The following is a 19,792-nucleotide window of genomic DNA, read 5'->3' as shown; positions in this document are numbered from 1 at the left end:
GCTGTTTTATTGTATGAAAACATGAGTTATCCCTCATTTGTGGATAAGTTGTGCACATATTGCACACATGCTGTGGATATGTTTAGCACTTCATGTGGATATTCATTATTTTGATGTGGACATGTTGTGTATTTGTTTGTAAATCTGACGTAAAATCTGAATTTCCATTCCAGTTATCCATTACTGTGGACACGTTGTGGACATGCTCGATTTCCTTCACTCCAGTTATTCCACCAGTTCACCCTGACGCATGATCAACTTGTCATCGATGTACACATCCGGCTTTTGCACAACTGCATCGATATGCACACCGGCGGCAATCGTTCCACCGAATGTATTATTGCTGCCAAAGGCCACATGAATCGTACCATATACCTTCTCATCTTCCAGCACTACACCCGTGATTCTCGCCTTGTTATTAGTCCCAATTCCGAATTCGCCGAGAAAGCGACCATCCCCCTCGCCAAGTGTTGCCAGTAATTGAGCCCCATCCGGGCCTTCAGCTGAAACCAAACGTCCTTCTTTGACGGTTAATAACATCGGCTCACGAAGCGCACCAATTCCAGCAACGGAACCATCTACAACAATACGGCCTTCGCCTTTACCCTCAACCGGAGCAATATAGGCTTCTCCAGATGGCAAATTGCCTGATTCACCAGGGTTCAAGTACATGCCCGTACTCGGTACACCGTTACGATCTTCAATGGAAAAGGAAAGACTATGGCCCTGCTTCTCTATTCGTACATGACGACCTGCAGTTAATAGAGCTGTCACCTTCTCGGTTAATGACTTTACTTGTGAGTATTCAGCCGTAATTGCCCCGTTCATAAACATATCCTCTGTTATGCCAGGCATTGTTGCCACCCGGGTTCCTGATGCAGCGGCTTGTTTGCGTGCCTGGGTATGCGTTAATGAATATCGTGTTACACACACGGCTACATCTGCCCGAATCATGGCATCCGCAATTGGGGCAGGCGGCTCTTCTCCGGATCTGTTGCGTTCCTTCATGATTAACAGGACCGACTCTGCTCCAAGTGCTTTGCCTGCCTCATAGATGGATTCGGCCAAATCCCGTTTCATATCGTCTGCGACAACCACCAGATTCTCTCCGCTGCGCAGTCCCAGACACTCAATTAGCACATTTTTACTGATCTCCACACGTTGCTGACTCATACTTTCATCTCTCCTGTCTTTGGTTCATCTCTTCACAACTCGACTTGACCCTTTCGACAGTTGGTGCGGTATTCCTGCATGTAAGAATCTGAACTCACCTCAAAGTATCGGCCCATTCGATGAGGATTGCAGCTGTTTCCTTATACTGAAACGTCGGAAAGTAATGTCCATAGGGTACATCTATCCGTTTGACCTGTGAGTTCATATCCTGGGGATAGTGATATTCCCGATCTTGATTGGCCCATACAATTAATGCATTCTTGGCATAATGCTGACTTTCCATTTTCGCCCACAACGTTGATCTGGCACCTTTCCTCTGACCCGAGTGGATCCACCGCAACAAATCCGCATTCGCTCCCGCAACTCGAGGGGACTGGAGACTGGAGCGTATTCTCTTGCCCATGGTATCGGCCATAACACTGCTGTCGCCTACGCCGCTAAATGAACTGAATATTTGATTCCAACTTTTCTCCGATCTGCCACGCAGCAGGGAGCGCATCACCCCTCTTGGCAAACGGGAAATCCATCTCAGCACATTTGGATTCGAATTGTTAGCCACTGGCTGAAGGAACCCCAACCGAATGTCTGTCCGCCCGCTGCGCATCTGTGCCGCAGCTGCAATAGCAGAACCGATCGAATGACCAACCAGCTTCACCGGACCTTTAAACTCACCGAGCGCCTGAAGCAATGCATCCACCTGACCCTCAAATGCTTCATCCACCTGATGCACGGGAGACCGTCCGAATCCAGCGAGATCGATTAGCCATACCGGGTTCCCGGTCCGTTCCCTAAGCTGTTGTCCCAAAGGTAACATCTCATCCGCAGATTGAAGCAAACCATGTACAATAATCCAAGGCTCTCCCTCACCCTCCCAACCAAGCATAGCCATATTTCCGCTCCGTGACCGAATATAATCTGTCGGAAAACCCTCAGGTAACGGCGTATAACGAAGACGATAGTCCAGATCGGCTGTAACCAGCGGAAGCTGTTCCCGGATGTCCGGCCAGGATTGCCCCATGCGTGTGAACAGTGCCTCCGTCTCTTCAACCGGGAATGACCTGTTGGTAATAAAAGCAACCGACTCCGCTGGAACACCACTGATGCGTGTGCCCCCAGATTTCATGATCCATTGAATCCATGGTAATGGCATAGCCCCTTTGGGCTTGGGTACGTCCAGTTGCTGCGCCAGAAGTTGCAGCAGTTCCTTCATATTGGGGCTGTCTTCCTTCCGCGCCAATAGTGGATAGGTACCTCCAACTGGAGCGGTTTCCCTGGATAGAAAAACAAGCGTCTGTGCAACAATGTCATTCTCCACAAGCGGTAACCAATAGGATGAACCTCCTGGCACTACTGGCATAAGTCCTTTCTGAATCGCCTGGATGAGCAGCCCAATTCCTCCTGTTTGCTCGGTTTCACCGGTGGGACGTGGTCCAACCACTGTACTCGGATTTACAACGGATAAGGGATAGTGATGCATTTCTGCATGCTCGCGAATATGCAGATCGGCATGAAACTTCATCTCTTCATATGCACTTTCATTGTTATCCACATGCTCAACCTGTAGATAATTCCCCTGTTCATTCCGCTCTCCATAAGGACTCATATAACCAACAACGTGGATAAAGTGTCTCAATCCATGAGTACGGTGAATTTCCTGTGCTAGCTGTGCCACTTCTCTGGCCCCGTTCATAAATATCTGCTCTGCTACTTTTCGGTCCAAGGTAACGTCCATGGTTCCACCCGCATGCATGATTACATTTGCTTCAAGAGCACACTCCCGATCCGCTGTCGTCATTCCAAGACCCGAATGGGATAAATCACCCGTAATAAATGTAATTCGGTCGAAATCCTTCACTCCATAAGCCTTCAGCACAGTTCTGGCTCGCTGTTCCGAACGAACCAGCAAGAGCAATTGTGCGTCTCCCTGCGTGAGTTGTTTGACCGTTTCTTTGCCGATAAAACCTGTACTACCTGTCATGAAAATGGTTGTGTCTGAATTATCAGACTTGCTCATTACCTGATTTATTTTTGTTGTATGTACATTCATTCTGTTACGGCCCCTTTTAGTACTATATAGTACTAGTTATATTCAAAAAAAGAGCTTCGATTAACGAAGCATCTGACAAAAAGTACGTGCCGATTGTTCTATAATGCCTACATCACGCGCAGTTCCCGCGAGGATAAGTGAACCTTCCAAGGCTGCAATAAACAACAAAGCGGCCGGTCCTGGCTCGATTCCCTGACGAAATTCACCGCGATCCAAACCTTGCTGAAACAGCTTCTCTACCATAGGTCTAAGCTCACGAAAGAATCTGGATATGCTCTCCTTCACTTGGGGTGCACTCTCTGGTGTCTGCATATATAGCGTAACAAAAGGACAGCTCCCTTCATAATTCCGGCCCTCAATGCCTGCCGACAGCAAAGCCATAAATGAGTAGATACGTTCTTCCACCCCTCGCTCACGCTGACTGAGCAGCAAGTACAACTCCGATTCATACTGGGCAATCCAGTATTGCACCACGGCCTGAAGCAATTCCTCCTTGTTTTTAAAATGATAATAAATATTGGACTTGGATACCCCACTCACTCGTACAACCTCATCCATGCTGACGTAGCTGTACCCCTGACGCAGAAATAATTGTGCAGCCACTTCAACTGCTTTGGTCCGGTTCACCGGATTGGAACTCTTGGATTTGGCAGATCCCGTGTTCGATTTTTGATTTATCATAATTAGAACTATATAGTACTAATTAAATAAAAACAAGTTATTCTGTTAACAAAAGCTACTCTCTTGCTTAAATCCCACTCACTTGTCCACATTTAGAGCATTATACACACAGGATATCCACATATAGTATTAACTCTGTGTTAAATATGTCATGAGATCATTAACCCGTTTCGAGTTATCCACATATCTTCCGGCAGATTCAACAAAAAGGCCAACCACAGCGATTAATAACATTGGATTGATAACACGCCCAAAAAGCACGCGTCGTTGAATCACGACACGCGCTGGCTGCAACGTTTCTTTTATCTCTATCACTTCCTCAAGAAGATTGAGAGATACCTCCTTGAGCTTTCTGATCTTTGGATTTCATAGTGAAGGTTAGGGAAGCTGACAAAATAAACATTACACTCATCAGTACGAAAATCATTCTACTTCCAATACCGTCGCTAATAAACCCCGATACACTTCTTCCAACAGGTGTAATTACACCTTTAAGTGTATAATTCACACCATATACTCTTCCCAACAAGTGATTCGGTGTATGGGTTTGCATCTTCGAATGAAACGCAGAACCACCAATGCCGAATGATATGCCCGCGATAAATACAAAAAAGATAATAAGAAACTGTTGGTCAAATATAGCAAGCGCTCCGAAACCCACAGCTTGCAAGAGATAACCTAGAACAAGGTTTAGATGAGTCGCCATTTTAAGATAAGAAATGACCCAATAACCAACAAATTGCCCTAATGCCAAAGCAGAATAAATAAAACCGATCAATACCGATTGTTCTTGTAATGGCAGGGTTAATTCTTTATCCAAGAATACAGGCAGAATGACGAAAAAAGGAGAATATGCCAGAGCCGCTATAGAACCCGCCAAAAACAGCTTCAGGATATACTTGTCTCTAGCTACAAATTCAAAACCTGCTGTAATCTCTCCAAAAAAACCTTTAGTCCTTTTTGGATTGGCACTGTCTCTTTCAGGATTCAAAAACATCCCTGTAAACATAGCAATGAAAAACGAGAGCGCATTAATTAATAACACAACCTCCAGGCTTAATACAGTCAGTAAAAGTCCGCCAACTGCGGGACCAACCAGATATCCGATACTGTCGGTCATACCTATTGTTGCATTTGCAGTAGTCAGTTCATCTTTTTTTACAAGTTTGGGTATTAACGCATTAACTGTAGGCTCGAAAAATTGAGTAGCTGAGCCTAATAAAAAAGACAGAATGGATAATGAGGCGAGATTCAACGAGCCTGTATAGGCTAGAATAGCCATGATGGCTACAATACAACCACAAGCAAGTGAAGACCATATTAATACATTTTTACGATTGGCTCTGTCAGATACTACGCCTGACAATGTACCAAATATAAAGTTTGCAACAGCGAATGATGCAAGAACAATTCCTGTTCCTCCACCTGACTTTGTGGCTCCATAAGCTGCAGCAATGAGTGCTACTGAGTACACTCCGTCACCCATTCTTGAAATCAGCATCCCAATGAAGGCCCACATTATATTTCTGTTAGATTTCATTAATTTGATGTGAGGACTCATTAACCATCTCAAAATTGATTTACTCCTTACCGTTGTTTTGTCGAATCCTGTGAAAAGAGCACTTCAGATCCAGTCAATACATAGCAGTGTTTCTGATTGGCTGCTTTATTGCTTTCCTGATAAGCTGAAGAGGGATATTTTTCACACATCTAATGCCCATTTCGTTATGCCTGCAAAAAGGGATATCCTTTCCCCGAAATGCTGAGAACATTAGTCCTGGTAGCGATGTAAAAGACCCACCCTTTAGCACAGCCATCGATTGAAATCTTTTTTCTTTTTCCTCAAAGGCGGGGAAAAAAGCACGTTTCGTCATAAGTTCACTTCGGGTCCACTCCCAATGATCCCCTGTCATTCCAACAACTCCATACGGACTCGCGAATTGCTCGTAGTTGGTTGCATGTCTTACCAATGGAGTCGATTCTTCTTCATGGGCCTTCCACAACCCTCTTCTCCACTGTGTTAAATCATAAATTTCCCCCACTTCTAATAAAGTGTACGCTGAATTACAAGCATCCGATTTAAACGTATTTCCCCAAGGGAATATAACTCCTTTTTCTCCTTTTGCAGCTTTTTCCCACTGGAATTCTGTAGGCAGTTCTTTACCCGCCCAACGAGCGTATGCATACGCATCATAAAAATCGATTCCCGTTACAGGAAGAGACAAATCATAAAACCGCTGGTCATAATATGTATTCCTTTTATGTTCTTTTTCTAAAGGCTCAAAAGTATGACAAAATATATGTCCATTTTCTTTGACATCATTGACAAACAGATCATACTGTTCATTAGTAACCGGATATTTATCAATAAAAAATGGAGGCAACCAAACCTTTTGTTTCGGAGAAGCGTCCGACCAATCAAAGGTCCGATCTGGTATATCGTCTGGATTAATTCCAAACTCAAAAAATCCCCCAGGTACAAGGATCATTCCTTTCTCTTCATTCCTCTCAAAATTCTCTATAATTTCTTGGGGAATGTCTTCTTCAAAATCATCAGCATTGAATACTAAACCATGCTTGTTATAATAATCTTCAATGAGTTTAATCTCGTTTACATCCTCCGTACCAAAAAGTTCATAGAGTGATTTTATGACAATATTTGCTCCGAAGCCAACAGGCTTTCCGGGATTTTCAATAGATTTGCTTAAACTTCCGATAATATTCAATAATTTCCCTGCAGCAGGCTGAATTCGTTCGGAACCACTAATTTCGATTGCCTTAAAAGAAACCAGATCATCAGGATCTGTAATCAGCCTTATCATTGTTTCCACTGCAGAATGATAAGGTAGCCATGCCTTCACAAAATCAATAAGTTTACTGCGTACAAAAGAGTTCGGATGGCCCAGTGTCATTCCAAAAATATATTCCGCAGCGACTGGATGTTCAACTTTTTGTAATTTAGTTAAACTATGATCCATAAGTTCTCTTAACTCCTGCGGAGAAAGAGAATCAGCATTGTCAGGATCCAACTGTTCCTCGATTTCAGTTAGTAACTCTATATCACTTTGATATCTCACTTTAAGATCATCTTGAATGAGATAGTCCATGTCCGCATCCCTCTTTCTTCTGTGAATTACAAATTCCATTAATATGGTATTTTCCCTCATAATTCAAATAGTTATTAATAAAATGACGATTAATGTCCGAGGACATTAATCGTCATTTAAAAAAATAATTACCATTTCTCATTTGTTTGAACAACTACTGCTTTTTTCAAGGAATTTCTCCAATTTTTTTTCATACTTTCCACCACCTTCCTTTTAACTGTAAATTTATTTTAATTAAAATCCTATTTTTTTCAATAATTATATTATAAAGGAAATTTTTATTATGTAATTACATATAATACTTATTTATACAAGTAACGGATTGTCCGGTTAACATATTAAAAAAGGCCAACCAGAACGTACCCCGCTGACCCTCCGTACACTTCATTTCCCAACCATTACTGGTTGTTTCCCTGCTTCAAATCGAAGTTTCACTGTCCCCGGCAATGATCGATTCGGTGCCTTGAAGCGGCAATCTGTTCTCCAGTCGGATGGCAACAAACAGGATTACTGTCACTGTAACACCCAGTATCCCCAGCAGCATACCCCTGTTCTGCTATATTTTTCTACAATATGGATATTAGATAGGGCTATCAATCTATACAAATATTTGATTTTTGTCTATTTGTTGACATATTGTATACTAAAAACAGGTTGTAGACATTATACAAACACCTCCACCTTCTGTATTAGTCGATCTATTCATTCATTTCGCACTTTCCAACTGGAAATTTTCCCATTGAAAAGGTGACTCCGATTAATCTGGAGCCACCTTTTACTTGTTTTTTCTTATTCACACATTCATTAAATGAATGGGATCTGTTATTTTTTCAGACTATCCCAGTTCTGTTGCAATGCATCAAGCAATCCGGCTTTATCCGATTTGCCTGCAACGTAAGCTTGAATGGTGCTACCGTACTCCTGTGGAACACCTTCAGGGAAACGGTTGAAGTTCCAACTAAGTGTTTTGTTCTCCTGGCTATACTTCATAATCTCTGTGGCGAGGTCACCCAGATCCTCTTCAGATGCCGTGATAGAACTGAACGCCGGGATGAACTTGAATTCTTTCGTCATGTATTGTTTCCCAATATCCGAGGTTACGAGCCACTCCAGAAGCTCTTTCGCTTCCGGTTTCACTTGGGAATTCTTATTCACAACCCAGTAGTTCGGTACGCCGACAAACAATTTGTCATTCGGTTCATTGTTAATTGGCATTGGCAGGATACCCAGATTCAGATCAGGATCGATTCCATCGATCTGTACTTGAGTCCAGTTTCCTTGCTGCATCATCGCTGCTTCTCCACTCGCAAACAGCGTAACTTGTGTATTGTAGTCGGTTGTCAGCGGATTCTTGTTGCTGTATTTCAACGTTAAGTCGAGCAAGTTAATCCAGTCGGTGAACACCTGGTTGCCAGGAATTTTCTCCGTGCTTTCGTTGAGCCCCTGGATGAATTTCACCGGATCTGCCTGATTTGCAAATGCCACGTTTACGTTATGGTTACCCAGCACCCACCACTCCTGATATCCGTTCGAGAAAGGCGTAATGCCTGCGGCCTGAAGTTTCTGTGCCGCTTGATCCAATTGTTCCAGTGTGGTTGGGATTTCAGTGATGCCTGCTTTTTGGAAGAGGTCTTTGTTATAAATGAAACCATAACCCTCCAGCGCGAGTGGCTGTCCGTAGAGCTTGCCGTCTTTGGTCATTGGCTCTTTGGCTACTTCGAGCGCATCCTTGGCCCATGATTCTCCAGACAGATCTTCCAGATATTCAAGCCATGTATCCAGTTCACGATAACCACCTACGTTGAAAATATCCGGTTGTTCGCCTGCGGCAAACTTGGCTTTCAGTGCAGCACCGTAGTCACTGCCGCCACCCACGGTTTGAATGTCCAGTTTGACGCCTGGATGGGAGGATTCATATTCCGCTTTGAGACGATTGAGCGCTTCCGCAATTTCGACTTTGAATTGGAAGATTTTAATGGTTTTGTCCCCGGCAGCAGCCTCGCCGCCACCTTGAGCATCCGTGTTGACCGGACTGCCACTCTTGTCTCCATTGCCACAACCCGCGAGCATTACCGAAAAAGCAATCAGCATAAGCAACGTCAACTTCGTCATTCTTTTCATACATACACTCTCCCTATAGTAGTTTAAGTATAACAGTTCCACCAATGAATATTTACACTGGCACTCCAATGACAGAATAACCTTCCTTTATGGCATTTTCCCTTTATTAATCTTACCTTTAGGAGCCATGCCCAAGCTATGCAGGCATGGCTCCCTTTGCACACCTCCCTGCGAGGTGTGCAAAGGGATCAGGATGCGATGTAGGAGCGGAGCGTTCGCCTTTGATGCTCGGTAGCTTCCTTGCCCTAATACATTCAGGCCACCGAGGAGCAACAGCGACCGAAAGCGCAACTCGAGACCGCAGCAACCTTGCCCTTACACACCCACCTTCTGCCTTATCGAACCTGGTCTTTAAATCATTTCATTCTTGGTCATTTCTCTTTACTGCTCTTTTCCCCATGAGTCATGCCCAAGCTATACGGGCATGACTCCCTCTGCACACCTCCATGCGAGGTGGGAGCAAAGGGATCAGGATGCGATGTAGGAGCAGAGCGCTCGCCTTTGATACTCGGTGGCTTCTTTGATCCAATCCATTCAGGCCACCGAGGAGCAACAGCGACCGAAAGCGCAACTTGAGACCGCCAGCGACCTTGCCTCGCACTCCGCCACAGCGACCCTGCCCTCGCACTCACCCTTTAACTGATCCGGCGGTAATCCCCTGAATGATATACTTCTGCATCAGCAGGAAGAAGATAATGATCGGCATGATGCCAAGTACAAGTGCTGGCAAGGCCAGATCCCATTGCTTCGTATATTGACCAAAGAGTGCAAAGGTCGCAATTGGGATCGTACGCAGGTTAGAGCTTTGCAGGATCAGGGATGGGAGCAGATAATCATTCCAGATCCAGAGTGTGTTCAGAATAATGACGGTTACATACATCGGCTTCATGAGTGGAAATACAATCCGGAAGAACACCCCGTAGACCGAGCTTCCATCCACCCGGGCTGCCTCCTCAATCTCCAGTGGGACGGATTTCACGAATCCGTGGAACAGAAAGACCGACATCGGTGCCCCAAAACCCAGATAACAGATGATGAGTCCACCAAGGCTATCGATCAGTCCGAGATTACTGGTTACAGTAACGAGTGGAATCATGATAGACTGGAACGGAATCACCATGGCGGCAATGAACATGCCGAACAAAATCCGGTTGAACCGGGTATTGCTGCGAACCATTCGGTACGCGGCCATGGAACTGATCAGCACAAGCAACAGATTGCTGACCACCGTAACGATAAGCGAGTTCATTAGCGCGGACGGGAAGTTAATTTTCTCCCAGGCGTTCGCATAGTTGCCCCACTGGAATACTTCTGGCCATGCAGCCGAATTGGTGAGCAGATCACCGAAGGTTTTGACTGAATTCACAAACAGGAAGTAAAACGGAACCAGGAATAAAAGTCCAATGAGTACCATGACAATCTCGGTTACAATGGTACTGAAGCGGTAATTTTTCGTCGTCTCCATTAGGCTTCTACCTCCTTGCTCTTCGTCAGACGTACCTGAATCATGGTGATAATGGCAACGATTACGAAGAACACGAGCGCTTTGGCGGTTCCGATGCCATATCTGTTATTCACAAAGGCTTCATTGTAAATATTAAGTGCAACCGACTCTGTCGATCCGAACGGTCCACCTTTGGTCAGTGACAGATTGAGATCGAACATTTTGAACGACCAGGAGATCGCCAGGAACAGACAGATCGTTACACCTGGCATAATGAGCGGAAGAATGATGCTCCGCAGTACCTGCCAGCGACTTGCGCCATCAATCTCGGCAGCTTCCAGCAGATCAGGGGATACATTTGTCAGAGATGAGATGTAGATGACCATCAGATATCCTGCGGTCTGCCAGACAAATACAATAACAATACCCCAGAAGGCGGTCGGTTCGTCTCCCAGCCAAGGAAGGTTGAAGAAGGACCAGCCGGTCACATCGCCTACTGCTGAAAACCCTTTCACAAATATGAACTGCCAGATAAAGCCGAGCAACAACCCACCGATCACGTTAGGCATAAAAAAGATCGTACGCAGAATGTTTCTCGTCTTGAGCGGTTTGGTCAGGAAATACGCCAGGAAAAAGCCAATCACATTGGTCAGTACTACACCAACCACGGTGAAGCGCACCGTAAACCAAAACGCCGTTTGGAACTTGGGATCATTCGCGAAAACATGCACGAAGTTATCAAACCCTACCCAATTAATGTTCTCGGATACCCCGTTCCAGTCCGTGAAGGAATACACCATGCCAAGCAGGAAAGGGACCACGATGATGAGAATAAAAAACACGATGGAGGGACCCACGAACACGAGCTGCTGTAACAGCTGTGAAGATTTGCGATGCTTCATATCGTTCTCCCCTTCTATAGATGGATGAAATTGGTCTCTTTTTCTATTAAACCCCATTATCACCGAGGGAAACACCGACCCTTGTGAACAGTTGGGGGTAAAATATTGTCCTTTCTTAACCTGCAACCAGAAGGGGTGTTCCGATGTCCAGATACTACAGTATACGCACTAAATTGATTGCTTTTATGCTGATTGCTACCACCCTTCCACTGCTCGCATCGATCAGCATGACGTTTATTCAGACCAAAACGGCCCTGCGGGAACAGGCTGTTGAAGAGAACAAACGCCTGATCTACCAAGCATCCACTAACCTCAATAACTATGTGGATAATGTGGCCAGAGCGTCGCTTGCTGTGTATAACGACCCGAACTTTCTGCGTAACCTGGCGAAGATTCCCGGTGATTATCGTGCGGTAGCCGAGGTGTACACCACTTTGCAGACGATACGCGCGGCTGTGCCGGATGTATTCCAGCTGTATTTGCACTCTTTTGCCGCCAATCAATCCACCTTAATTACAAATCCCTTTCCGAAGCGGGAGGAACGCAAACAAGCTTATTCCGACTCACTTCATGGGAAAATGGGCGGTGACAGCCCGGATATCTGGGTGGAATCGGCTCATATGAGTCACACTTACGGATTCAAGGCTGCCTCCGCCGATGACCCTGCCAGAACAGTCATTACCCTGCATCGGGTGATCAAGGATATTCCGTCCACCGAGCGTCTGGGTGTACTCGCCATTGATCTGAATATGAATACCATTGCAGCAATCTGTGGCAGGCTGTATGATCCGGCTAAGGAACAGATCTATGTGGTGGATGGTCAGAATCAGATCATTTACCAAGGACGTTCCGAGGTCAATCATACGGATGCACTACGCGAGGAAACGGCTAGTGAACTGAATATCGCGCGATCTAGCACAGGTACTGCCCAGAATGTCGCAGGGCATTTTGAACAGGATCGTTCCATGTATGTATACCAGCAGCTTGGCAGCACGTACGCTGACTGGACCATCGTCAAACAGATCCCGAATGAGACGTTATATGCCAGAGCCACCACACTCACGTGGAATAACGCGATGATTGCCATTGCAGCACTTGTATTGGTCATTGTTGCAACCTTGTTCATCTCCATCCGAATCACCGGTCCGCTCAAGCAACTTATGCGGTATATGAACCAGATCCAAGCCGGGCGTCTGCATGTGGATATCCATCTATCCAGCCGAGATGAATTCGGGGTGCTCGCTCGTCATTTCCGAGATATGATGGATACGGTAAATAATCTTATTTTGCGGGAATATCGACTCGAGATCGCCAATAAGACGAATCAACTCAAAGCGTTGCAAGCGCAGATTCATCCGCATTTTCTGTATAATACACTGCAATCCATAGGTACACTTGCCCTTCAACAGCAAGGACAACGGGCGTATACACTACTCTCTTCCCTGTCCAAAATGCTGCGCTACAGCATGCGGGATCAGACCTGCGTGACCTTACGCGAAGAAGCAGAGCATGCCCGGTTATATCTGGAACTTCAGCAGGAGCGGTTTGGTGACCGCCTTGAGGTGGATTTGGATTTTGCCGAAGATACCCTGTCTGTCGAAATGCCAAGAATGACGTTACAACCTTTAATTGAGAACTATTTCAAACATGGAGCAGATATTCAGCCTGGCAAAGGTCACATATCCCTATCCAGCCGACGGATCGATGATCATTGGATTGAAATAGAACTGAATAATAACGGACCCTCTATCCCCGAAGATAAATTACTGGAGATTCGGGGATGGATGCACCAAAATCATACAACAACCGGCTTAGTCACGCAGGAATCCGATGAGTCCGAGTCCATCGGTCTACGAAATGTGATGCGCAGACTTCAATTGAACTCACATCCCGGTCACTCAGCCAGGCTTGAGATCAGTAATCAGGAACCAAATGGTGTGAAGATCACGGTTAAACTATACGCGGGAGAGTGAACAACATGAAGGCACTGCTTGTAGATGATGAAAAACATGTCCGCGATGCCATAAGGTTGCTTGGTCATTGGGAAGACTTTGGTATTGATACGTTACTTGAAGCGGCAGACGGGGATGAAGCCATCGCCTCCATCATGGCACATCAGCCTCAAATCATTCTCAGTGACATGCGTATGCCGGGCAAGGACGGTATGGCATTACTTGAATGGATATCGGTTCATGCCCCACACAGCAAGGTGCTGGTCATTAGTGGATATGATGATTTTGAACTCGTGAGGCATGCAATCAGGCATGGTGGAATGGACTACCTGCTGAAACCTGTGGAAGCAGATGAGCTGAATGCATCTCTATTAAAGGCCGTTACAGCTTGGGAAGAGGAAGACGCCATTCGGATACAATCCACCAGGCAATCCATTGTCGTTAATCGAATGCGCCCACACTACCAGGATCGTCTGCTCACCGAACTTGCCGTCGGAAGAGGCAGCAGCCCATCACACATGCAGCGATTGCAGGATGAGTTAAATCTCCCCTGTCTAATCCCTGTCTGTAGTGTCGCTGTCACCAGCCTGTCCCATCTGGATGCAGATTGTCTGGCAAAATACCGCAGTCAACCGGACCTGCTTGTGTTCTCGGTACTCAATATCTGTGCCGAAATGTTATCCACACCGGACGAAGGCGTAATGTTTCGTCAGTTGGATCAACCGGACGAGATTGTTCTGCTGCATTGGGGCCCACCCGCATCATTGGAACATATTCTGGACAAGGTCAATCATGGATTGGAGCAGACGATTCAGCGCCGGCTTCATTTTGGCATCTCCATCTGTGAGTCCTACCCTGGCGGAATCTCAGCGGCCTATCTCGAAGCAAGTTCAAGGTTGTGGCGGCGCAATGCTGTGCAAATTAAACAGCGAATCCATGCTTCAGTGGAATCATTGAATGGGAATAAAATCAGGCGTTTAACCGCCCATGAAGAACCCCTGCGTATGGCAGCCATGAGTTGCCGGGCTTCCAGTGTAGCTGCTGCGGTCGCCGAGTGGCTTGACCCGATTACTGATCTTGAGGTTGTCAGTGCTGAGCAGATCCAGCAATGGATCGATGAGCTGGAATGGATGCTGAGCCGATGGCTTGATGATACGGCAGGTTCGTCATTCAAAGAGGAAGAAGTGACGGAGGAACAGTCTATTCCTTTTGCCGAGTTACCTTTGGACTCTGAAGGACTGTTATCCTTCCCCCTGCTTCGTTCATTATTGGAACAGCGACTGCTTGCCGCAGGAAAGGCGCTCACCGCTCATCACCACGCCAATCCCGATCCCATGAGTGAGATTGCACGTTATATGGATGCCCATTATCAAGAGGACCTGTCCTTACAGCAGATTGCCGCGCGTTTCTATCTGAGCCGGGAGTATATTTCCCGCAAATTCAAACAGCAATTTGGTCTGAACTGGTCGGAATATCTGGCTAAACTGCGGATCAACAACGCCAAGCTGTTACTGCAAAACCCTTCCCTGCGAGTCGCCAAAATCTCAGAGATGGTTGGATTCCAGGATGAAAAGTATTTCAGCAAAGTGTTCAAAAAAATGGAGGGCATCACACCAGCGGAATACCGCAAAACATTATTGCAGGCTGGAACGTAAGAGCTTCAACTCAAAAAGGACCCCTAACGGAGTCCTTTTTCACTTTTTTTTGGAACAAGAAAAATAACATAGATACGCCCTTGGTACGCTCACCGATCCCGCAAAATTACCGCAGGTACAAGTCGAATGTAGATTAGCTCCCCTGCAAGCTCCACTATCGTCTGTGTAACGATGACTGCCGCAGCAATGGTTGCCCATTGTGGTGGGAGTGCCAGCGCTAGCGGCAGAACAACCAGCGAATTACGTGTGGCTGAACTGAAAATCAACGCCCGCCCTGCACCTGGATTCAATCGAAACCCATTAGCAATGATCCGAGATAACCAGGGCATAATGATCAGAAAAGCAACGTAGATCGGGATCACGTTCACGATGATCGCCATATCATTGTAGACTTTGCCAATCTGGGAAGCGACAACCACGATCAGCGCGAGTGCCATCATCGGAACCGGGAGCCATGACGTCGCATTCATGACCCGCTCCCCGCTCACTTTACCTTTGGAGAAAACTTGTGTAACAACAGCGAGCAGCAGTGGAATAAGGATCAGGAACAGAAAAGCCTCTACAAACGGCCCTACCTGCATGATCTGCGCCACCTCGGTACCCATCAATAGCCATAAATAAAACGGTAACAGGATCATTTGTATAACAAATAAAAGGGGTGTTGCGGCGAGCATCAGTTTCTCATTGCCCCTGCCGAGTTGTGTGAACACAATGACGTAATCAATACAGGGTGTTAACAGTACCAGATAGACTCCGATCAGAACGCCTGGTGATTGCGGAAAGACCAGTGTAAGCAACCATACGACTACAGGTACAACGATAAAGTTAGCCACCAGTAACGCGCCCATAAATCGCAGATTGGACCAGGACTCTTTTAACTGTAAAAAGGGAATCTGTACGAACATGCTATATAACAGTACAGCAAGTATGGGAGACACGGTGTAGTGCAAAGCATTTCCCCATTCAGGATTGCCCAGTCCTATTGCTGCTCCTGCGAACAACGCAATAACATAGAACCAAGTCTGTTGTTTCTCCATCATTTCTCTTGAAAACATTCTTTTCTTCCCCTCCTCTGGTTGGACATCGCGGGCATGGACATATTCCTGCTTCATTACGCGTACATTGGGACAGAGTGCAACATGTGAATTTTTTGCGGGTGTTATTAGAGTGTGCAAGAACTGGGTATATTCATTGTAGACTGACCCGTGGTTCATTCATTTCGTTAGTCCAAGGAGGAAACACAATGTCACGTAACAATCCGTACAAGTGGTTAAACACCATTGGTTTTATCGCTGTAATTATCGTGAACTACCTTTCCAACGCTCTGCCGATCGGAGGCAAGACCAACAAGGAAGTATCGGATATGTACCCTGTGCTGCTTACTCCTTCTGGCTATGCCTTCTCTATATGGGGTCTCATCTACCTGCTGCTTGCAGGATTCGTGATCTATCAGTTCGTGCCCGTTTCCTGGAAAAGGGATTCGATTACTCGTCTCGGGTATTGGTTCCTGGCAAGCTGTGCCTTTAACGTAGCCTGGATTTTTGCTTTTCAAAACTTGCAGACCGGTTTCGCTTTACTGATTATTTTACTGCTTCTGTTGTCCCTGATCATGCTGTATGTAAAAACACGTACCATTACTGTGCCAACCACTGCTGAGATCTGGCTTGTGAAGCTGCCCTTCAGCATCTATCTCGGATGGATTAGCGTGGCAACGATCGTCAATGCAGCTGTGCTGTTATATAAAATTGGCTGGGATGGTTTTGGTCTCAGCGAACCGACCTGGACGATCATTATGCTGATTGTGGGTATGGTGCTGGCTGTACTCGTTAGCTTCCGTTATCGGGACAGTGTATATCCACTTGTATTCACATGGGCGTATATCGCCATTGCACTTAAACAAAAGGATGTCACTTCCGTATATTATACGGCAATCATCATTGCGATCGTACTGGCCATCTACGCGGTATGGCTGTTCTTCGCCCGCAATCAGGATCGCGATTAAGCGACTCCCCTTCTACCATAATGCAAAAACGTAGCGCAAACAGCCGATTCTGGTCCTCGACCCGAAATCGGCTGTTTATGTATACCGGAGCGAATGAAGGCTGTCCTATTTCAGGGCAATAACCTCAATCTCCACCAGTGCATCTTTTGGCAAACGAGCAACTTCCACTGCACTGCGCGCAGGATACGGCTGTTCAAAGAACGTGCTATACACTTCATTCACTGGAACGAAGTCGTTCATATCCTTCAGGAACACCGTCGTTTTCACGATTTTATCCATACTTGTGCCTGCTGCTTCAAGAATAGCTTTCACATTGCTCAAAGACAGACGTGTCTGCTCCTGTACATCTGCACCGAATTCTCCCGTTTGGGGATTCAGGCCGAGCTGTCCGGAAGTATAGATGAAATCGCCTGCATCAACGGCTTGACTGTATGGACCAATGGCGCCTGGCGCCTGATCGGTAGAGATTGGTTTTTTCATGGACAAGTTCTCCTTCATGTTCGTTATCCTGCTGCCACAAGGAGTCAGGGTTCGAACTCAATTTTGTTGCCTATTATACCATGATCTACCTCAAGCGAGAAACGCTCCTCCCTAGCCACATGAAGCAAACAACTAGTTCAAAGGTTCTTAACCCCCGTCCGCACCAAGGACATGAATGACTTCATTCGGGTAAACATGGTTTCCCTTGGCTTGCACCAGCGCAATATTCGTCATGGCCTGTGCAATGGTTGAAGCGTGGACCGCCCGGTATTTGTCCGCTCTGCCTTTCATCCAGCGATCCAGAAACTTCATGGCATGAGCAGCCATCTGTTCACCGAACCGCTTCTCGTTTCGATATCCCAGGATTAAGGAAGGGCGGAAGATATGCAATGACTGAAAACCAATATCGGACAGCGCATCCTCCATTTCCCCCTTGGTCCGACTGTAAAAGACACGGGAACCTGCGCTTGCTCCCATGGAGGAGATCACAAGCATCTGTGATACTTCATGCTGCTTCGCAAGTGTAGCTGCACGAACCGGATAATGATAATCCACCTGGCGAAAGTTCTCCTGACTGCCTGCTTTTTTAATCGTTGTACCCAAACAACAGTACAGGTCATCAATCCCGTCGAATAAGTGGTCTTGGCTTTCCAACTGCTCCCAGTCCACCTCATGCTGTTCCAATTTGGGATGCTGCAGCTCAAGTGGACGTCTAACCAGTATGCGAACCAGGCTGTATGCCGGGTGATTCAGCAGGTTATGAACCAGCAATTCGCCTACAAGCCCTGTGGCTCCAATCACCATGGCTTTCCGTTCGAGACGATTCATATACATCCCTCCACTTCGCCATCTTTATATTCACGCATATCGTTTCTATTTTAACAGTACACGACGTCCAAGGGTAAATGTAAGGATCAGCATCACTACACCAACCCCCACCTGAAATCCGTAGGCAGAGATCCAGGCCAGCGCATCGGACCAGGTTTCCATCTTTTCATACAACCAGCCACCCATCAGTGGCCCAAGAAAAGAGGTTACTCCCGTCAGCGCCGAATAGACGGCGACAAACATCGGTCTTTCACTTTTGGGTGTGTCTCCGATCGTAAAGTTAAATGCCAGCTGATTAAATCCCCCCACACCGATTCCAAGGAAGATATGAGATAGAAAGAGCGCGATCAACACGGGCATGAATGACATTAACCCCCACGATAGACAGGAAAGTGCGATGACGGGCAATGTCCAAAACAACAGGGTTTTGTTACTGAATCTGGCATTCAGATTGCCCCAGACATAGAACCCGGCCATCATGACCAGCGTCTGGACTACCGTGATCAGAGATACGGTCTGATAATTGATGTTCAGCAGATCCAGCATCACATAGGAATAGAGCGGAACAATCAAGGTCTGGATCAATAACCAAACAGCCAGGAACGCGTTGCTTTCAGGAAAGAACGATCCTGGAACGGCTTGATAAACATACGCCAGAAAACCTTTTCGGTAGAACGTTCAAAGGGCACGTCCGGATAGAAGAAATAGATGACTGTGTTAGCAATGGCACAGATCCATACAGGAATAAACAGGATTAGAAAACCCATTTCTCCGGGGTAACGGTCCAAAACAATGCCGCCTGCGAATAAGCATATGCTTCCAAGTGCATTCAGAATCGTATTTCGAATTCCAAAATAACGCCCTCTCACCTTGGCAGGTACGATGTCGCCAATGAGTGAAGTCCAGATCATGCCGCCGATGGTATTCGATATAAAAGCAATCGTATATACACCAATATATACGCTTACCCACCACTCTTTGGGGAAAATGAACGGAATCAGTCCCGTTGCACTCCACAAGATACGATGTGTGCCCACAAACAGCAGCAGCATGCGTTTACGGCTGCGAATGCGCTGCATCCAGTAAGCTGCTCCGATCTGGGCAATGTTCACGAATGTGGTAATCGCGAGCACAAAGCCAATATGTCTCGACCCGGCCCCAAGGTACAGCAGAAACCCGGTTAAGAACGGGCCCCCCAGCAATGTCTGTAAAATAATTGCCGGTACACCCTCCCATGTTGCAATCGATAAGTTAGTGCGTTGTGTCGAACCCTTGCGCCGTGGTTTGCTGGCTAACGGGGGAGGGTTAACGTTGACCGTCTTCTGTATGGGGATACACTCCTTAGACCGGGTCTCAAAAGCCGGTCGATGCTAGTTGTCATCCCAAATTCTACTCACGGC

15 protein-coding genes and 1 pseudogene are annotated in these 19,792 nt (G+C 46.4%); 3 read left to right on the top strand and 13 right to left on the bottom strand.

All coding sequences use genetic code 11. The features are described from left to right. Positions 1-225: 225 nt before the first annotated feature. From AC1S8V_RS02995 to AC1S8V_RS02955, 9 genes are all read right to left on the bottom strand, one after another. Positions 226-1,173, bottom strand: a complete 948-nt coding sequence (locus AC1S8V_RS02995) for an aminopeptidase (RefSeq protein ID WP_482072370.1) — start codon at positions 1,171-1,173, stop codon at positions 226-228. A 94-nt stretch (positions 1,174-1,267) separates the two neighbouring features. Beyond that, positions 1,268-3,187 carry an alpha/beta fold hydrolase gene (locus AC1S8V_RS02990; protein ID WP_482072369.1) on the bottom strand — a complete coding sequence of 640 codons (1,920 nt, stop codon included), beginning with the start codon at positions 3,185-3,187 and terminating at the stop codon, positions 1,268-1,270. A 93-nt stretch (positions 3,188-3,280) separates the two neighbouring features. After that, positions 3,281-3,847 carry a TetR/AcrR family transcriptional regulator gene (locus AC1S8V_RS02985; RefSeq protein ID WP_482074372.1) on the bottom strand — a complete coding sequence of 189 codons (567 nt, stop codon included), beginning with the start codon at positions 3,845-3,847 and terminating at the stop codon, positions 3,281-3,283. Between the two features lie 373 nt (positions 3,848-4,220). Next, positions 4,221-5,474 carry an MFS transporter gene (locus AC1S8V_RS02980; protein WP_482072368.1) on the bottom strand — a complete coding sequence of 418 codons (1,254 nt, stop codon included), beginning with the start codon at positions 5,472-5,474 and terminating at the stop codon, positions 4,221-4,223. 61 nt (positions 5,475-5,535) lie between these two features. Next, on the bottom strand, positions 5,536-7,008 hold the full coding sequence (locus tag AC1S8V_RS02975; protein ID WP_482072367.1) for an SUMF1/EgtB/PvdO family nonheme iron enzyme: 1,473 nt from the start codon (positions 7,006-7,008) through the stop codon (positions 5,536-5,538). A gap of 418 nt (positions 7,009-7,426) precedes the next feature. Further along, positions 7,427-7,552: a hypothetical protein gene (locus AC1S8V_RS02970; RefSeq protein ID WP_482072366.1), complete on the bottom strand. Its 126-nt coding sequence runs from the start codon at positions 7,550-7,552 to the stop codon at positions 7,427-7,429. A gap of 278 nt (positions 7,553-7,830) precedes the next feature. Continuing rightward, positions 7,831-9,129 carry an ABC transporter substrate-binding protein gene (locus AC1S8V_RS02965; protein ID WP_482072365.1) on the bottom strand — a complete coding sequence of 433 codons (1,299 nt, stop codon included), beginning with the start codon at positions 9,127-9,129 and terminating at the stop codon, positions 7,831-7,833. 628 nt (positions 9,130-9,757) lie between these two features. Then, complete coding sequence (locus AC1S8V_RS02960; RefSeq protein ID WP_145325571.1) at positions 9,758-10,594, bottom strand: carbohydrate ABC transporter permease; 837 nt, start codon at positions 10,592-10,594, stop codon at positions 9,758-9,760. Then, positions 10,594-11,475 carry a carbohydrate ABC transporter permease gene (locus AC1S8V_RS02955; protein WP_036607341.1) on the bottom strand — a complete coding sequence of 294 codons (882 nt, stop codon included), beginning with the start codon at positions 11,473-11,475 and terminating at the stop codon, positions 10,594-10,596. Before AC1S8V_RS02955 ends, AC1S8V_RS02960 begins: the two co-directional genes overlap by 1 nt. Positions 11,476-11,618: 143 nt before the next feature. Between AC1S8V_RS02955 and AC1S8V_RS02950 the strand changes: the two genes are divergently transcribed. Together AC1S8V_RS02950 and AC1S8V_RS02945 are read left to right on the top strand one after the other, a co-directional pair. Further along, the gene (locus AC1S8V_RS02950; RefSeq protein ID WP_482072364.1) at positions 11,619-13,448 is read left to right on the top strand and encodes a cache domain-containing sensor histidine kinase; all 1,830 of its coding nucleotides are present in this window, start codon (positions 11,619-11,621) and stop codon (positions 13,446-13,448) included. Between the two features lie 5 nt (positions 13,449-13,453). Beyond that, positions 13,454-15,082 (top strand): response regulator, encoded by a 1,629-nt coding sequence (locus AC1S8V_RS02945; protein WP_482072363.1) that lies wholly within the window; start codon positions 13,454-13,456, stop codon positions 15,080-15,082. A gap of 89 nt (positions 15,083-15,171) precedes the next feature. Here AC1S8V_RS02945 and AC1S8V_RS02940 read toward each other — a convergent pair whose 3' ends face one another. Beyond that, positions 15,172-16,137 carry an arsenic resistance protein gene (locus AC1S8V_RS02940; protein WP_482072362.1) on the bottom strand — a complete coding sequence of 322 codons (966 nt, stop codon included), beginning with the start codon at positions 16,135-16,137 and terminating at the stop codon, positions 15,172-15,174. 188 nt (positions 16,138-16,325) lie between these two features. Between AC1S8V_RS02940 and AC1S8V_RS02935 the strand changes: the two genes are divergently transcribed. After that, positions 16,326-17,084: a tryptophan-rich sensory protein gene (locus tag AC1S8V_RS02935; protein WP_482072361.1), complete on the top strand. Its 759-nt coding sequence runs from the start codon at positions 16,326-16,328 to the stop codon at positions 17,082-17,084. A gap of 105 nt (positions 17,085-17,189) precedes the next feature. On the opposite strand, the gene AC1S8V_RS02930 is transcribed toward AC1S8V_RS02935, so the two are convergent. The 3 genes and pseudogenes from AC1S8V_RS02930 to AC1S8V_RS02920 all read right to left on the bottom strand — a co-directional run bounded on the left by AC1S8V_RS02930 (position 17,190) and on the right by AC1S8V_RS02920 (position 19,726). After that, positions 17,190-17,564 carry a RidA family protein gene (locus tag AC1S8V_RS02930; protein ID WP_017690870.1) on the bottom strand — a complete coding sequence of 125 codons (375 nt, stop codon included), beginning with the start codon at positions 17,562-17,564 and terminating at the stop codon, positions 17,190-17,192. Positions 17,565-17,711: 147 nt separating this feature from the next. Next, on the bottom strand, positions 17,712-18,392 hold the full coding sequence (locus AC1S8V_RS02925) for an oxidoreductase (protein WP_482072360.1): 681 nt from the start codon (positions 18,390-18,392) through the stop codon (positions 17,712-17,714). Positions 18,393-18,437: 45 nt separating this feature from the next. Continuing rightward, positions 18,438-19,726: pseudogene (locus tag AC1S8V_RS02920) on the bottom strand (MFS transporter). Positions 19,727-19,792: the final 66 nt, after the last annotated feature.

Source organism: Paenibacillus sp. B46(2026) (genome assembly GCF_056786355.1).
This window is presented reverse-complemented; position numbering and strand designations above follow the sequence as displayed.

What these genes read in the sequence shown, in the direction of transcription:
- AC1S8V_RS02995 (WP_482072370.1), bottom strand. Translation starts at nt 1,173, where the DNA reads ATGAGTCAGCAACGTGTGGAGATCAGTAAAAATGTGCTAATTGAGTGT.
- AC1S8V_RS02990 (WP_482072369.1), bottom strand. Translation starts at nt 3,187, where the DNA reads ATGAGCAAGTCTGATAATTCAGACACAACCATTTTCATGACAGGTAGT.
- AC1S8V_RS02975 (WP_482072367.1), bottom strand. Translation starts at nt 7,008, where the DNA reads ATGGACTATCTCATTCAAGATGATCTTAAAGTGAGATATCAAAGTGAT.
- AC1S8V_RS02970 (WP_482072366.1), bottom strand. Translation starts at nt 7,552, where the DNA reads ATGCTGCTGGGGATACTGGGTGTTACAGTGACAGTAATCCTGTTTGTT.
- AC1S8V_RS02965 (WP_482072365.1), bottom strand. Translation starts at nt 9,129, where the DNA reads ATGAAAAGAATGACGAAGTTGACGTTGCTTATGCTGATTGCTTTTTCG.
- AC1S8V_RS02960 (WP_145325571.1), bottom strand. Translation starts at nt 10,594, where the DNA reads ATGGAGACGACGAAAAATTACCGCTTCAGTACCATTGTAACCGAGATT.
- AC1S8V_RS02955 (WP_036607341.1), bottom strand. Translation starts at nt 11,475, where the DNA reads ATGAAGCATCGCAAATCTTCACAGCTGTTACAGCAGCTCGTGTTCGTG.
- AC1S8V_RS02950 (WP_482072364.1), top strand. Translation starts at nt 11,619, where the DNA reads ATGTCCAGATACTACAGTATACGCACTAAATTGATTGCTTTTATGCTG.
- AC1S8V_RS02945 (WP_482072363.1), top strand. Translation starts at nt 13,454, where the DNA reads ATGAAGGCACTGCTTGTAGATGATGAAAAACATGTCCGCGATGCCATA.
- AC1S8V_RS02940 (WP_482072362.1), bottom strand. Translation starts at nt 16,137, where the DNA reads ATGTTTTCAAGAGAAATGATGGAGAAACAACAGACTTGGTTCTATGTT.
- AC1S8V_RS02935 (WP_482072361.1), top strand. Translation starts at nt 16,326, where the DNA reads ATGTCACGTAACAATCCGTACAAGTGGTTAAACACCATTGGTTTTATC.
- AC1S8V_RS02930 (WP_017690870.1), bottom strand. Translation starts at nt 17,564, where the DNA reads ATGAAAAAACCAATCTCTACCGATCAGGCGCCAGGCGCCATTGGTCCA.
- AC1S8V_RS02925 (WP_482072360.1), bottom strand. Translation starts at nt 18,392, where the DNA reads ATGAATCGTCTCGAACGGAAAGCCATGGTGATTGGAGCCACAGGGCTT.